Annotated in this window: 12 protein-coding genes; all 12 read right to left on the bottom strand. The window is 70.8% G+C overall.

Features of this window, described 5'->3' with window-relative positions; translation table 11 throughout:
- The coding region (locus CCN35_RS16710) for a primosomal protein N' family DNA-binding protein (RefSeq protein ID WP_483883422.1) at positions 1-449 on the bottom strand (449 nt) is incomplete at its 3' end.
- A 135-nt stretch (positions 450-584) separates the two neighbouring features.
- Positions 585-1793, bottom strand: a complete 1209-nt coding sequence (metK, locus tag CCN35_RS16705; RefSeq protein WP_067397705.1) for a methionine adenosyltransferase — start codon at positions 1791-1793, stop codon at positions 585-587.
- Positions 1794-2032: 239 nt separating this feature from the next.
- Entirely contained in the window at positions 2033-3235 is a 1203-nt protein-coding gene (gene coaBC / locus CCN35_RS16700; protein ID WP_169721362.1) for a bifunctional phosphopantothenoylcysteine decarboxylase/phosphopantothenate--cysteine ligase CoaBC, read from the bottom strand.
- 173 nt (positions 3236-3408) lie between these two features.
- On the bottom strand, positions 3409-3681 hold the full coding sequence (gene rpoZ, locus CCN35_RS16695; RefSeq protein WP_067397707.1) for a DNA-directed RNA polymerase subunit omega: 273 nt from the start codon (positions 3679-3681) through the stop codon (positions 3409-3411).
- An 86-nt stretch (positions 3682-3767) separates the two neighbouring features.
- Positions 3768-4367 carry a guanylate kinase gene (gmk, locus tag CCN35_RS16690; protein ID WP_067397708.1) on the bottom strand — a complete coding sequence of 200 codons (600 nt, stop codon included), beginning with the start codon at positions 4365-4367 and terminating at the stop codon, positions 3768-3770.
- A 56-nt stretch (positions 4368-4423) separates the two neighbouring features.
- Entirely contained in the window at positions 4424-4750 is a 327-nt protein-coding gene (locus tag CCN35_RS16685; RefSeq protein ID WP_067397709.1) for an integration host factor, read from the bottom strand.
- 285 nt (positions 4751-5035) lie between these two features.
- Positions 5036-5881 (bottom strand): orotidine-5'-phosphate decarboxylase, encoded by an 846-nt coding sequence (gene pyrF, locus CCN35_RS16680; protein WP_067397710.1) that lies wholly within the window; start codon positions 5879-5881, stop codon positions 5036-5038.
- Complete coding sequence (locus CCN35_RS16675; RefSeq protein ID WP_067397711.1) at positions 5878-6993, bottom strand: quinone-dependent dihydroorotate dehydrogenase; 1116 nt, start codon at positions 6991-6993, stop codon at positions 5878-5880. The genes pyrF and CCN35_RS16675 overlap by 4 nt, the downstream gene beginning before the upstream one ends.
- A 178-nt stretch (positions 6994-7171) precedes the next feature.
- Positions 7172-10480 carry a carbamoyl-phosphate synthase large subunit gene (carB, locus tag CCN35_RS16670; RefSeq protein ID WP_067397712.1) on the bottom strand — a complete coding sequence of 1103 codons (3309 nt, stop codon included), beginning with the start codon at positions 10478-10480 and terminating at the stop codon, positions 7172-7174.
- Positions 10473-11615: a glutamine-hydrolyzing carbamoyl-phosphate synthase small subunit gene (carA, locus tag CCN35_RS16665; protein WP_086793318.1), complete on the bottom strand. Its 1143-nt coding sequence runs from the start codon at positions 11613-11615 to the stop codon at positions 10473-10475. The genes carB and carA overlap by 8 nt, the downstream gene beginning before the upstream one ends.
- The gene (locus CCN35_RS16660; RefSeq protein ID WP_067397714.1) at positions 11612-12172 is read right to left on the bottom strand and encodes a PH-like domain-containing protein; all 561 of its coding nucleotides are present in this window, start codon (positions 12170-12172) and stop codon (positions 11612-11614) included. Before CCN35_RS16660 ends, carA begins: the two co-directional genes overlap by 4 nt.
- The coding region (locus CCN35_RS16655; protein ID WP_086793317.1) for a dihydroorotase at positions 12169-13244 on the bottom strand (1076 nt) is incomplete at its 5' end. The genes CCN35_RS16655 and CCN35_RS16660, both read right to left, overlap by 4 nt.

Below are 13244 nucleotides of genomic sequence, written 5' to 3'. Positions count from 1 at the left end.
CCGAACCCGTGCTCAGCGAGGCCCAGCAGTTCCTCGCTGAGCACGGGTTCGGGCGAGACGACCTGGGCGAGCGCGGCCAGGGGTCCGGAGTAGTCCGTCTCGGCCCGTCGCTCGATCAGATATCCGTCGATGAGGCCGCCGCCCTCGCGCCGTCCCTCCCGCACCCGGTGCCGGCCGGCCCCGAACCGCACCCGCACCCGCACCCCGGGCTGTGCGGCGGCGTCCAGCTCGGCCGGCACGGCGTAGTCGAAGTACCGGTCGAGGTGCAGCACGCCCTTGTCGACCAGCACCCGGGCCACCGGCAGGTTCTCGGCGAGCGCGGCGCCCCGCCAGGTCCGCGGCTTGGCCCGGGGCTCCTTGGCCTTGCGCACGCTCTCCCGGATGAGCGCGAGCTGCTCCGGCGGCGCCCCCGCGGCGTCGCCGTGCCCCGTACCGTTCTCGCTGCTCACGCTTGCATTCCTACCAAACGGGGCCGACAGCCGGCGGCGCTTGGAGCATTGCCCCGCGCGGCGGTCCCGGCATGCGCCGAGGCCCGGCCCCCCTGTGGGGTCCGGGCCTCGGTCCGGCTCGGTGCGGGCCGTGCCCTACAGCCCCGCCGCCGCGCGCAGGGCGTCCACGCGGTCGGTGCGCTCCCAGGTGAAGTCGGGCAGCTCGCGGCCGAAGTGGCCGTAGGCGGCCGTCTGGGCGTAGATCGGGCGCAGCAGGTCCAGATCGCGGATGATGGCGGCCGGACGCAGGTCGAAGACCTCGTCGATCGCCTTCTCGATCTTCTCCAGCTCCACCTTGTGCGTGCCGAAGGTCTCCACGAACAGACCCACCGGCTCGGCCTTGCCGATCGCGTACGCCACCTGCACCTCGCAGCGCGAGGCCAGACCCGCCGCCACCACGTTCTTGGCCACCCAGCGCATCGCGTACGCCGCCGAGCGGTCCACCTTGGACGGGTCCTTGCCGGAGAACGCGCCGCCGCCGTGGCGGGCCATGCCGCCGTAGGTGTCGATGATGATCTTGCGGCCGGTCAGGCCCGCGTCCCCCATCGGGCCGCCGATCTCGAACCGGCCGGTGGGGTTGACCAGCAGGCGGTAGTTCTCGGTGTCCAGCTTGATGCCGTCGTCCAGCAGCGCCTTCAGCTCCGGCTCCACGACGAACTCGCGGATGTCGGGAGCGAGCAGCGAGTCCAGGTCGATGTCGCTGGCGTGCTGCGAGGAGACCACCACGGTGTCCAGGCGGACCGCCTTGTCGCCGTCGTACTCGATGGTGACCTGGGTCTTGCCGTCGGGGCGCAGGTAGGGGATCGTGCCGTTCTTGCGCACGTCCGACAGCCGCTTGGCCAGGCGGTGCGCCAGGAAGATCGGCAGCGGCATCAGCGTCGGCGTCTCGTCCGTCGCGTAGCCGAACATCAGGCCCTGGTCGCCCGCGCCCTGCCGGTCCAGCTCGTCGTCGTCGCCCTCGACCCGGGCCTCGTACGCCGCGTCGACGCCCTGGGCGATGTCCGGGGACTGCGAGCCGATCGACACCGACACACCGCAGGAGGCGCCGTCGAAGCCCTTCTTGGAGGAGTCGTAGCCGATCTCGAGGATCTTGTTGCGGACCAGTGTGGCGATGTCCGCGTAGGCCTTGGTCGTGACCTCGCCGGCCACGTGCACCAGGCCGGTGGTGATCATCGTCTCCACGGCGACCCGGGAGGCCGGGTCCTCGCGCAGCAGTGCGTCGAGGATGGAGTCGCTGATCTGGTCAGCGATCTTGTCGGGGTGACCCTCGGTGACGGACTCCGAGGTGAACAGGCGACGGGACACAGCGCTCCCTGGGTTTGCAGCGGCTGCTGGCTGATCATTGACGGACGACACGGGGACCGTACCCGGCGTCGTCCGCGAACAGTTTATCGGTCGCGCCCGGTCACCGCCCCACCTGTCTCGCCTCGCGGAAGCGCTGTGACCTGCGGCACGGGCATTCTGCCCAATGTCCGGTGAACTTGACCAGAGCCGCCACGCAGCAAAGCGGGAAGTGCCGGGGAAAGGCGAAAAAAGAACGGTGATCAGCCCAGCCGGGCGGCCACGAGGTCCCACACGGTTTCGGCCAGGGCCTCCTTCGGCCCGTGCGGCACCGGGGTCTCGCCGCCGTCGGCGGCCAGCACCACGGCCTCGTTCTCCTCCGCGCCGAAGGTCCTGTGCTCCCCCACCTCGTTGACCACCAGCAGGTCGCAGCCCTTGCGGGCGAGTTTCCTGCGGCCGTTGGCGAGGACGTCGTCGGTCTCGGCGGCGAAGCCCACGATCACCTGTCCGGGCCGCGCCCGGTCGGCCGACATCTCCGCGAGGATGTCCGGATTGCGCACCAGGGCGAGGGGCTCGGGCTCCTGGTCGTCCTTCTTCTTGATCTTTCCGGTCGCGTAGCTCGCGGGGCGGAAGTCGGCGACGGCGGCGGCCATGACCACCGCGTCGGCGTCCGCGGCCGCCTTCAGCACGGCCTCCCGCAGCTGCAGGGCCGTCTCGACCCGGACGACGTCCGCGCCCGCCGGGTCCGGCAGGGCGGTGTTCGCGGCGATCAGCGTGACCCGGGCGCCCCGGGCCACCGCCGTGCGCGCGAGGGCGTAGCCCTGCTTGCCGGAGGAGCGGTTGCCGAGGAAGCGGACGGGGTCCAGGGGCTCGCGGGTGCCCCCGGCGCTGACGACGACGTGCCGGCCGGCGAGGTCGGGCTCGCGCACGCCCCGGGCGAGGACACGGCGGCAGACCTCGAAGATCTCCGCCGGCTCGGGCAGCCGGCCCTTGCCGGTGTCGGCGCCGGTCAGCCGGCCGACCGCCGGTTCGAGGACGACCGCGCCGCGGCGGCGCAGCGTGGCCACGTTCTCCCGGGTGGCCGGGTGCTCCCACATCTCCGTGTGCATGGCGGGGGCGAAGACCACCGGGCAGCGGGCGGTGAGCAGGGTGTTCGTCAGAAGGTCGTCGGCGAGGCCGTGGGCGGCCCTGGCCAGGGTGTCCGCCGTGGCCGGGGCCACGACGACCAGGTCGGCCTGCTGGCCGATGCGCACGTGCGGGACCTCGTGCACCTCGTCCCAGACCTCGGTGGAGACGGGGTTGCCGGACAGGGCGGCCCAGGTGGCGGCCCCGACGAAGCGCAGGGCGGAGGCCGTGGGGACGACCCGTACGTCGTGCCCCGACTCCGTCAGCCTGCGCAGCAGCTCGCACGCCTTGTAGGCGGCGATGCCGCCGCTGACTCCCAGAACGACTCTCGGCTTGTCCACCGTCTCTCCCCGGCTCGGAAATGTACGACCATGCTGCATCACCGCGCGGGAACGCTCATCGTCCTCCGAACGGGTCACAGGCTCCCCCGAACGGACCACAGGCCCGGCAGTCTCGCTGCCGGGCCTGTGCACAAGCTGCTGCGGTCCGCGAAGCGCGGACACGGCTTGCCGGCCTACCGACCGGGGCCCTCGACGGTCTCGGCCGTCAGCAGACCCGCGTTGATCTCCCGCAGGGCGATGGAGAGCGGCTTCTCGTGGACGTGGGTGTCGACGAGCGGACCGACGTACTCGAGGAGGCCCTCACCGAGCTGCGAGTAGTACGCGTTGATCTGGCGGGCCCGCTTGGCCGCGTAGATCACGAGGCTGTACTTCGAGTCGGTGGCCTCGAGGAGCTCGTCGATCGGCGGGTTGATGATGCCCTCGGGCGCGGCGATGGAAGAGGACACGCTCTACCTTCCGATGGGTGGGAAAGAATCAGCCGTCGCGACCGTCACGGCGACTGTCACCGCTGTGGCCGCGGTCACAGCCACTGTCACGATCGCTCGACACCCATCAAGGCTAGCAGCTCGCGCGCCACGTCCTCGACGGAGGTGTTGACCAGGGTCTCGTCGAACTCCGGTTCGGCCGCGAGCTCGACCTTGGCCGCCTGCAGCCGGCGTTCGATCACCTCGGGCGGTTCGGTCCCCCGGCCGGTGAGCCGGCGCACGAGCTCCTCCCAGGAGGGGGGCGCCAGAAAGACCAGCCGGCTCTCGGGCATGGCCTCACGGACCTGTCGTGCCCCTTGGAGGTCGATCTCCAGCAGGACCGGTACACCGGCCTCCAGGCGCTCCATCACGGGGGCGCGCGGCGTGCCGTAGCGGTTGCCCGCGAACTCGGCCCACTCCAGCAGTTCGCCGTTGGCGATCAGCTTGTCCATCTCCTCGTCGCTGACGAAGAAGTAGTGGACGCCGTGCTGCTCACCGGGGCGGGGCTTGCGGGTCGTCGCGGACACCGACAACCAGACCTCGGGGTGCTTCTTGCGCATATGGGCGACGACCGTGCTCTTGCCGACCCCGGAGGGGCCGGAGAGCACGGTCAGCCGCGGACGTGCGTCCGGGGGTACGGGGGTTGTCCCCCGGGTTGTTACAGCCATGGGGCGATTATCCAGCAATCCCGGAGTGCCCGGGACTCCCTCCCCCCGGGCTCGGATCAGGAGGAACCGCCGCCGCCGAACTCACGCTCCAGGGATGCGATCTGGTTGGAGCCGAGACCGCGCACCCGGCGGCTCTCGGAGATGCCGAGTCGTTCCATGATCTGCCTGGCGCGGACCTTGCCGACGCCCGGCAGCGACTCGAGCAGGGCGGACACCTTCATCTTGCCGATGACGTCGTTCTCCTGGCCCTGCTTGATGACCTCGTGCAGGGAGGCGCCGGAGTGCTTGAGTCGATTCTTGATCTCGGCCCGCTCCCGGCGAGCCGCGGCGGCCTTTTCGAGCGCGGCTGCGCGCTGTTCAGGGGTAAGGGGCGGAAGAGCCACGCCTACGTCACCTCGGATGTCGAACTGTCGGATACGGACCGGTGAGGAACCTAGTCGCCCCACACCTGGGGAGCCACGAGCAACACACTTGCCCCTTCTCGCCCACTGCCTCGAGGCCGTGGGAGGTGCCCCCACTCGACGGAGACTAGCGGTCGAGGACGCCTGAGTCAGCGAGAACAGCGGAAAAGTCCTGGTCAGCCTCCGCCGGATCGGACATTTAGAACATACTGCCCCTGATCCGGGGGCGCATCCAGACCCTGATCCGTCCCGACCGCTCATCCGGCCTCAGCCCGCGGCCACCGCGGCCCGGACCTCCTCCACAAAACGTTCAGAAACATCACGCAGAGCGCCCACATCGGGACCGTGACGCAGAACACTCCGGCTGACGTTCGGAAGCACATTGCGCACCGCGGCCCCGAAGACCCGGGGGAGGTCGGCCGGAGTCGCTCCCTGGGCCCCGATGCCCGGGGCGAGCAGCGGGCCACCCATGCGGAGGTCGTACGACGACAGGTCGCCCAGGGTGGCGCCCACCACCGCTCCGAAGGAGCCCAGCGGGGTCTGTCCGGCGTTCTCCTCGGCGAGGTGCGCGAGCACGGTCGCGCCCACCGTGCGGCCGCCCGGCCGTACGGCGTGCTGGACCTCCGCGCCCTCCGGATTGGAGGTCAGCGCCAGGACGAACAGGCCCGTGCCGTTCTCCCGCGCCAGGTCGACCGCGGGCTTCAGGGAGCCGTAGCCGAGGTAGGGCGAGACGGTCAGCGCGTCCGAGAACAGCGGCGCGTCCTCGCGCAGGAACGACTCGGCGTAGGCGGCCATCGTCGAACCGATGTCCCCGCGCTTGGCATCCATGATCACCAGTGCGCCCGCCGCCCGCGCCTCCTCGACCGTCCTCTCCAGGACGGCGATGCCGCGCGAGCCGAAGCGCTCGAAGAAGGCGCTCTGCGGCTTCAGGGCGGCGACCCGGTCGGCGACCGCCTCCACCACCGTGCGGCTGAACCGCTCCAGACCGGCCACGTCGTCGTTCAGGCCCCACTCCAGCAGCAGGGAGGCGTGCGGGTCGATGCCCACGCACAGCGGGCCGCGTTCGTCCATCGCACGGCGCAGCCGCGCGCCGAAGGGTTCGATCGGGCTCATGCCGTCGTGCCTGCCTTTCTCACATCGGCGCCGACTGCCTCGGCGAGCGTGGCGTACGGGCTGGTGCGCAGCCGCTCGGCGAGCCCCTTGTGGACGGCGCGGGCCCAGAAGGGCCCCTGGTAGATGAGGGCGCTGTAGCCCTGGACCAGCGTGGCGCCGGCCAGGATGCGCTGCCAGGCGTCCTCGGCGTCCTCGATGCCGCCCACGCCGATCAGCGTCACACGGTCGCCCACACGGGCGTAGAGACGGCGCAGCACCTGGAGGGAGCGCTCCTTCAGGGGCGCGCCCGAGAGCCCGCCGGTCTCCTTGACCAGCGAGGGCTCGGAGGCCAGTCCGAGACCCTCGCGGGCGATGGTGGTGTTGGTGGCGATGATCCCGTCCAGGCCGAGCTCCACGGCCAGGTCGGCGACGGCGTCGACGTCCTCGTCGGCGAGGTCCGGCGCGATCTTCACCAGCAGCGGCACCCGGCGGTCCGGCACGGCCCGGTCGGCGGCCTCGCGCACGGCGCTCAGCAGCGGGCGCAGCGCCTCGGTGGCCTGCAGATCACGCAGGCCGGGGGTGTTCGGCGAGGAGACGTTGACGACCAGGTAGTCGGCGTACGGGGCCAGCCGTTCGGTGGACTTGACGTAGTCGCCGACGGCCTCCTCCTCGGGGACGACCTTGGTCTTGCCGATGTTGACGCCCACGACGGTCCGGAACACGGGCATGCGGGAGGCCAGGCGCGCCGCGACGGTGAGCGAGCCCTCGTTGTTGAAGCCCATGCGGTTGATGAGCGCACGGTCGGCGACCAGGCGGAACAGCCGTTTCCTCGGGTTGCCGGGCTGCGGCCTCCCCGTCACCGTGCCGACCTCCACATGGTCGAAGCCCAGCATCGCCATCCCGTCGATCGCGACGGCGTTCTTGTCGAAGCCGGCGGCGAGCCCGAACGGGCCGTGCATCCGCAGCCCGAAGGCCTCGGTGCGCAGCTCCTTGCAGCGGGGGGCGAGCACGGCCGCGACGAAGGTGCGCAGCACCGGGATGCGGGCGACGCACTGGATCCAGCGGATGGCCAGGTGGTGCGCCCGCTCGGGGTCCATCCGCTGGAAGACCAGCCGGAAGAAAAGCTTGTACATGGCTGAGTTCTCTGGCTCCTCGTGGGTCCGTGGGAAGGGGGTCCGGATACGGCCGGGGCCCGGGAAGCGGGTCCCGGCCGGGCCCGGTGAAGAGGGGAGTTTTCGTGAAGGAAGTTCTCGTGGGGAGGCAGTCCTCGTGAAGAGGGGGACACCGTTTCCGGTGTCCCCCTCGGGGCCGCTAGGCGCGTGCCGCGTTCAGGATGTCCGCGTGTTCTTGCAGGGAGCGGACGCCGACGTCGCCGTGCTGGAGGGCGTCGATGCCCTGCACGGCCGCGGCCAGTGCCTGGACGGTGGTCAGGCAGGGCACCGAGCGGGCCACGGCCGCGGTGCGGATGTCGTAGCCGTCCAGCCGGCCGCCGGTGCCGTAGGGGGTGTTGACGATCAGATCGACCTCGCCGTCGTGGATGAGCTGGACGATGGTCCGCTCCCCGTTCGGCCCCGGCCCCTCGGAGTGCTTGCGCACCACGGTGGCGTGGATGCCGTTGCGCTTGAGCACCTCGGCGGTGCCGGAGGTGGCCAGCAGCTCGAACCCGTGGGCGACCAGCTCCCGCGCCGGGAAGATCATCGACCGTTTGTCCCGGTTGGCCACCGAGATGAACGCCCGCCCCTTGGTCGGCAACGGCCCGTAGGCCCCCACCTGCGACTTGGCATACGCGGTGCCGAAGACGGAGTCGATGCCCATCACCTCACCGGTGGAACGCATCTCCGGCCCCAGCACGGTGTCCACCCCGCGCCCGGAGGTGTCCCGGAAACGCGACCAGGGCAGCACCGCCTCCTTGACCGAGATCGGCGCATCCAGCGGCAGCGTGCCCCCGTCGCCGGTCCGGGGCAGCAGGCCCTCCTCGCGCAGCTGGGCGATGGTGGCGCCCAGGGAGATGCGGGCGGCGGCCTTGGCCAGGGGCACGGCGGTGGCCTTGGAGGTGAAGGGCACGGTGCGCGAGGCACGCGGATTGGCCTCCAGCACGTAGAGGATGTCCCCGGCCATGGCGAACTGGATGTTGATCAGTCCGCGCACCCCCACGCCCCTGGCGATGGCCTCGGTGGAGGCGCGCAGGCGTTTGATGTCGTGTCCGCCCAGGGTGATGGGGGGCAGGGCGCAGGCGGAGTCGCCGGAGTGGATGCCCGCTTCCTCGATGTGCTCCATCACCCCGCCCAGGTAGAGCTCGTGGCCGTCGTAGAGGGCGTCGACGTCGATCTCTATGGCGTCGTCCAGGAACCGGTCGACCAGCACCGGGCGGGAGGGGCCGATCTCGGTGGACTCGGCGATGTAGGCCTCCAGACGGGCCTCGTCGTAGACGATCTCCATCCCGCGCCCGCCCAGCACGTAGGAGGGGCGCACCAGGACCGGGTAGCCGATCTCGTCGGCGATCGCCTTGGCCTCGGCGAACGTGGTGGCGGTGCCGTGCTTGGGGGCGGGCAGGCCGGCCTCCTTGAGGACCCGGCCGAAGGCGCCGCGGTCCTCGGCCAGATGGATGGCCTCCGGGGAGGTGCCCACGATCGGCACGCCGTTGTCCTTCAGGGCCTGGGCCAGGCCCAGCGGGGTCTGGCCGCCCAGCTGGACGATCACCCCGGCCAGCGGGCCGGCCTGCTGCTCGGCGTGGACGACCTCCAGCACGTCCTCCAGGGTGAGCGGCTCGAAGTAGAGCCGGCCGGAGGTGTCGTAGTCGGTGGAGACGGTCTCGGGGTTGCAGTTGACCATCACCGTCTCGTAGCCGGCCTCGGCCAGGGCGAAGGAGGCGTGCACGCAGGAGTAGTCGAACTCGATGCCCTGCCCGATCCGGTTCGGCCCGGAGCCCAGGATGATCACCGCGGGCTTCTCGCGCGGGGCGACCTCGCTCTCCTCGTCGTAGGAGGAGTAGAAGTACGGCGTCCTCGCGGCGAACTCCGCCGCGCAGGTGTCCACCGTCTTGTACACCGGGCGGATGCCCAGCGCGTGACGCACCTCGCGCACGACGTCCTCGCGCAGGCCGCGGATCTGGCCGATCTGCAGGTCGGAAAAGCCGTACCGCTTGGCCTCGGCCAGCAGCCCGGGGGTCAGCTCGGGGGCCTGGGCGAGCTCGTCGGCGACCTCCTTGAGCAGGAAGAGCTGGTCGATGAACCAGGGATCGATCCTGGTGGCGGCGAAGACCTCCTGCGCAGTGGCACCGGCGCGGATGGCCTGCATGACGGTGTTGATCCGCCCGTCGGTCGGCCGGGCGGCCGCCCTCAGCAGCTCCTCCTTGTCACCGGGATCACCCACGAAGGTGAACTGGCTTCCCTTCTTCTCCAGCGAGCGCAGGGCCTTCTGCAGCGCCTCGGGGAAGTTGCGGCCGATCGCCATCGCCTCGCCGACCGACTTCATGGTGGTGGTCAGCGTGGCATCGGCGCCGGGGAACTTCTCGAAGGCGAACCGGGGCGCCTTGACCACCACATAGTCCAGCGTCGGCTCGAAGGAGGCCGGGGTCTGCCGGGTGATGTCGTTGGGGATCTCGTCGAGGGTGTAGCCGATGGCCAGCTTGGCGGCGATCTTGGCGATCGGAAAACCGGTCGCCTTCGACGCCAGCGCCGACGACCGCGACACCCGCGGGTTCATCTCGATGACGATGACACGGCCGTTGTCCGGATTGACCGCGAACTGGATGTTGCACCCACCGGTGTCGACGCCGACCTCGCGGATCACGGCGATACCGATGTCGCGCAGGATCTGGTACTCGCGGTCGGTGAGGGTCATCGCCGGGGCGACGGTGATGGAGTCACCGGTGTGCACGCCCATCGGGTCGAGGTTCTCGATGGAGCAGACGACCACGACATTGTCGTTCTTGTCGCGCATCAGCTCCAGCTCGTACTCCTTCCAGCCGAGGACCGACTCCTCCAGGAGCACCTCGCTGGTCGGGGAGAGTTCGAGCCCGGTGCCGGCGATGCGGCGCAGTTCCTCCTCGTCGTGGGCGAAACCGGAGCCGGCGCCGCCCATGGTGAAGGAGGGGCGCACCACGACCGGGTAGCCGCCGAGTTCCTCGACGCCGGCCAGCACCTCGTCCATGGAGTGGCAGATCACCGAGCGGGCGGACTCGCCGTGCCCGGTCTTCCGCCGGACGGCCTCGACGACCTCCTTGAACTGGTCGCGGTCCTCGCCCCGGTGGATGGCCTCGATGTTGGCGCCGATCAGCTCCACGCCGTACTTGGCCAGGACGCCGTTCTTGTGCAGGGCGACGGCGGTGTTCAGGGCCGTCTGCCCGCCCAGGGTGGGCAGCAGCGCATCCGGCCGCTCCTTGGCGATGATCTTCTCGACGAACTCCGGGGTGATCGGCTCGACATAGGTGGCATCGGCGATCTCCGGGTCGGTCATGATCGTCGCCGGGTTGGAGTTGACGAGCACGACCCGCAGGCCCTCGGCCTTCAGCACCCGGCACGCCTGGGTGCCGGAGTAGTCGAACTCGGCGGCCTGGCCGATGACGATCGGGCCGGAGCCGATGACCAGGACGGACTGGATATCGGTGCGCTTAGGCACGCTGGCCCTCCATCAGGGAGACGAAGCGGTCGAACAGGTAGGCGGCGTCATGCGGGCCCGCGGCCGCTTCGGGGTGGTACTGCACCGAGAAAGCCGGACGGTCCAGCAGCCTCAGCCCCTCCACCACGTTGTCGTTCAGGCACACGTGCGAGACCTCCACGCGGCCGTACGGGGTCTCGCTGACCTTGTCCAGGGGCGCGTCCACGGCGAAGCCGTGATTGTGCGCGGTGACCTCCACCTTGCCGGTGGTGCGGTCCTGCACCGGCTGATTGATGCCACGGTGGCCGTACTTCAGCTTGTAGGTGCCAAAACCCAGCGCCCGGCCGAGGATCTGGTTGCCGAAACAGATGCCGAACAAGGGCGTGCCCCGCTCCAGCACCGCCCGCATCAGGGCGACAGGACCGTCGGCGGTGGCCGGATCACCCGGACCGTTGGAGAAGAACACCCCGTCCGGGTTCACCGCGTAGACGTCCTCCACGGTGGCCGTGGCAGGCAGCACATGCACCTCGATGCCCCGCTCGGCCATCCGCCGCGGCGTCATCCCCTTGATCCCCAGATCCACCGCGGCGACGGTGAACCTCTTCTCCCCCATCGCGGGAACGACGTACGTCTCCTGGGTGGCGACCTCCTCGTAGAGGCTGGCGCCCTTCATGGGCGGCTGGGCCTGCACCCGGGCGAGCAGCTCGGCCTCGGGGGCGATGGCCTCGCCGGAGAAGATGCCCGCGCGCATCGAGCCGCGCTCGCGCAGATGGCGGGTGAGGGCGCGGGTGTCGATGCCGCGGATGCCGACGACGCCCTGGGCGATCAGCTCGTCGTCGAGCGAGCGGGTGGCGCGCCAGTTGGAGGGCACGCGGGCGGGGTCGCGCACGACGTATCCGGCGACCCAGATGCGCCGGGACTCGTCGTCCTCGTCGTTCCAGCCGGTGTTGCCGATCTGCGGGGCGGTCGCGACGACGATCTGGCGGTCGTACGACGGGTCGGTGAGGGTCTCCTGGTAGCCGGTCATCCCGGTGGAGAACACGGCCTCCCCGAACGTCTCCCCCACGGCCCCGTAGGCACGGCCGCGGAAGATCCGCCCGTCCTCCAGGACGAGTACGGCGGGAACCTTCGCGGATTCCCTGGTGGAGGTCGTCATCGTGCGCCTTCCGTCGTGTTGGTCATCTCGTTCAGTGCGTCCACCCAGGCGGAGTGCTCGGCCGCCCGGTCGGAGCGGAACCCGGAGTCGATCAGCCGGTCGCCGTGGGCCCAGGTCACCACCAGCAGGCCGCCCTCGGTGAGCACCTTGCCGGCGATGGCCTTGTCGAGGCGGGCGCCGCGCAGGGCACCGGCGGGGACGAAGAAGTCCGTCGCGCCGGGACGGACGACGTGCAGGCCCGCGTCGGTCAGGGTGAGTTCGGCCCGGCTCCGGGTGCCCAGGCCGTGGGCCACGATGCGGTCGAGCCACTGCCCGGCGGTGGTGGAGCCGTGGTAGCGGCCGCTCATCGTCAGTCTGGCCTCGCCGGACGGCTCCGGCGCGGCAGGCAGCGGCGGCAGGTCGCCCTGAAGGGTGCCGCGCCATTTCCAGCCCTCGCGCATGAGCCAGTAGACGAGTGCGACGAACAGCAGAAGACCGACCACCCAGCCGATTCGTGCGGCCCAGTCGGTGACCGGCGCCGACGTCCTCTCGGCGGCGATCAGGAATACAGAGGTCACGTGAGCTTCCCGTCGACGAGCGTGGCCTTGCCCCGCAGCCAGGTGTGCGTCACCCGGCCCGGCAGCTCCATTCCCCGGTAGGGGGTGTTGCGGCTGCGCGAGGCGAAGCCCGCGGGGTCCACCCGGCCACGGTATGCCGGATCGACGAGAGTGAGGTTGGCAGGCTCACCTGCCGAGACGGGCCGGCCGTGCCCGGTGGCCCGGCCGATCCGGGCGGGGGCGAAGGACATCCGCTCGGCGACCTGGGCCCAGTCCATCAGGCCGGTGTCGACCATCGTCTCCTGGACCACGGACAGGGCGGTCTCCAGGCCGATCATGCCCATGGCGGCGGCGGGCCACTCGCAGTCCTTGTCCTCGTGCGGGTGCGGGGCGTGGTCGGTGGCGACGATGTCGATCGTGCCGTCGGCGAGGGCCTCGCGCAGGGCCTGCACGTCGCGTGCGGTGCGCAGCGGCGGGTTGACCTTGTAGACCGGGTCGTAGGTGCGCACCAGTTCGTCGGTGAGCAGCAGGTGGTGGGGGGTGACCTCGGCGGTCACCCGGATGCCGCGGGACTTGGCCCAGCGGACGATCTCGACGCTGCCGGCGGTGGACAGGTGGCAGATGTGCACGCGGGAGCCGACGTGGTCGGCGAGCAGCACGTCCCGGGCGACGATCGACTCCTCGGCGACGGCCGGCCAGCCCCCGAGTCCCAGCTCGGCGGAGACCACGCCCTCGTTCATCTGGGCGCCCTCGGTCAGCCGCGGCTCCTGGGCGTGCTGGGCGATGACGCCGTCGAAGGCCTTCACGTACTCCAGGGCCCGCCGCATGATCACGGCGTCGTGGACGCACTTGCCGTCGTCGGAGAAGACGGTGACTGCGGCCGCGGACTCGTGCATGGCGCCGAGCTCGGCGAGCTTCTTGCCCTCCAGGCCGACGGTGACGGCGCCGACGGGCCGCACGTCGCAGTAGCCGTGCTCGCGGCCGAGCCTCCAGACCTGCTCGACGACACCGGCGGTGTCGGCGACGGGGAAGGTGTTGGCCATGGCGAACACGCAGGTGTAGCCGCCGGCGGCGGCCGCGCGGGTGCCGGTGA

Origin of the sequence: Streptomyces thermovulgaris (assembly GCF_002155915.1) — a bacterium.
GTDB lineage: Bacteria > Actinomycetota > Actinomycetes > Streptomycetales > Streptomycetaceae > Streptomyces > Streptomyces thermovulgaris.
The sequence above is the reverse complement of the archived record's forward strand: the minus strand, read 5'-3'. Positions and strand labels throughout refer to the sequence as shown.

What these genes read in the sequence shown, in the direction of transcription:
- gmk (WP_067397708.1), bottom strand. Translation starts at nt 4,367, where the DNA reads ATGGCTGTAACAACCCGGGGGACAACCCCCGTACCCCCGGACGCACGT.
- pyrF (WP_067397710.1), bottom strand. Translation starts at nt 5,881, where the DNA reads ATGAGCCCGATCGAACCCTTCGGCGCGCGGCTGCGCCGTGCGATGGAC.
- CCN35_RS16675 (WP_067397711.1), bottom strand. Translation starts at nt 6,993, where the DNA reads ATGTACAAGCTTTTCTTCCGGCTGGTCTTCCAGCGGATGGACCCCGAG.
- carA (WP_086793318.1), bottom strand. Translation starts at nt 11,615, where the DNA reads ATGACGACCTCCACCAGGGAATCCGCGAAGGTTCCCGCCGTACTCGTC.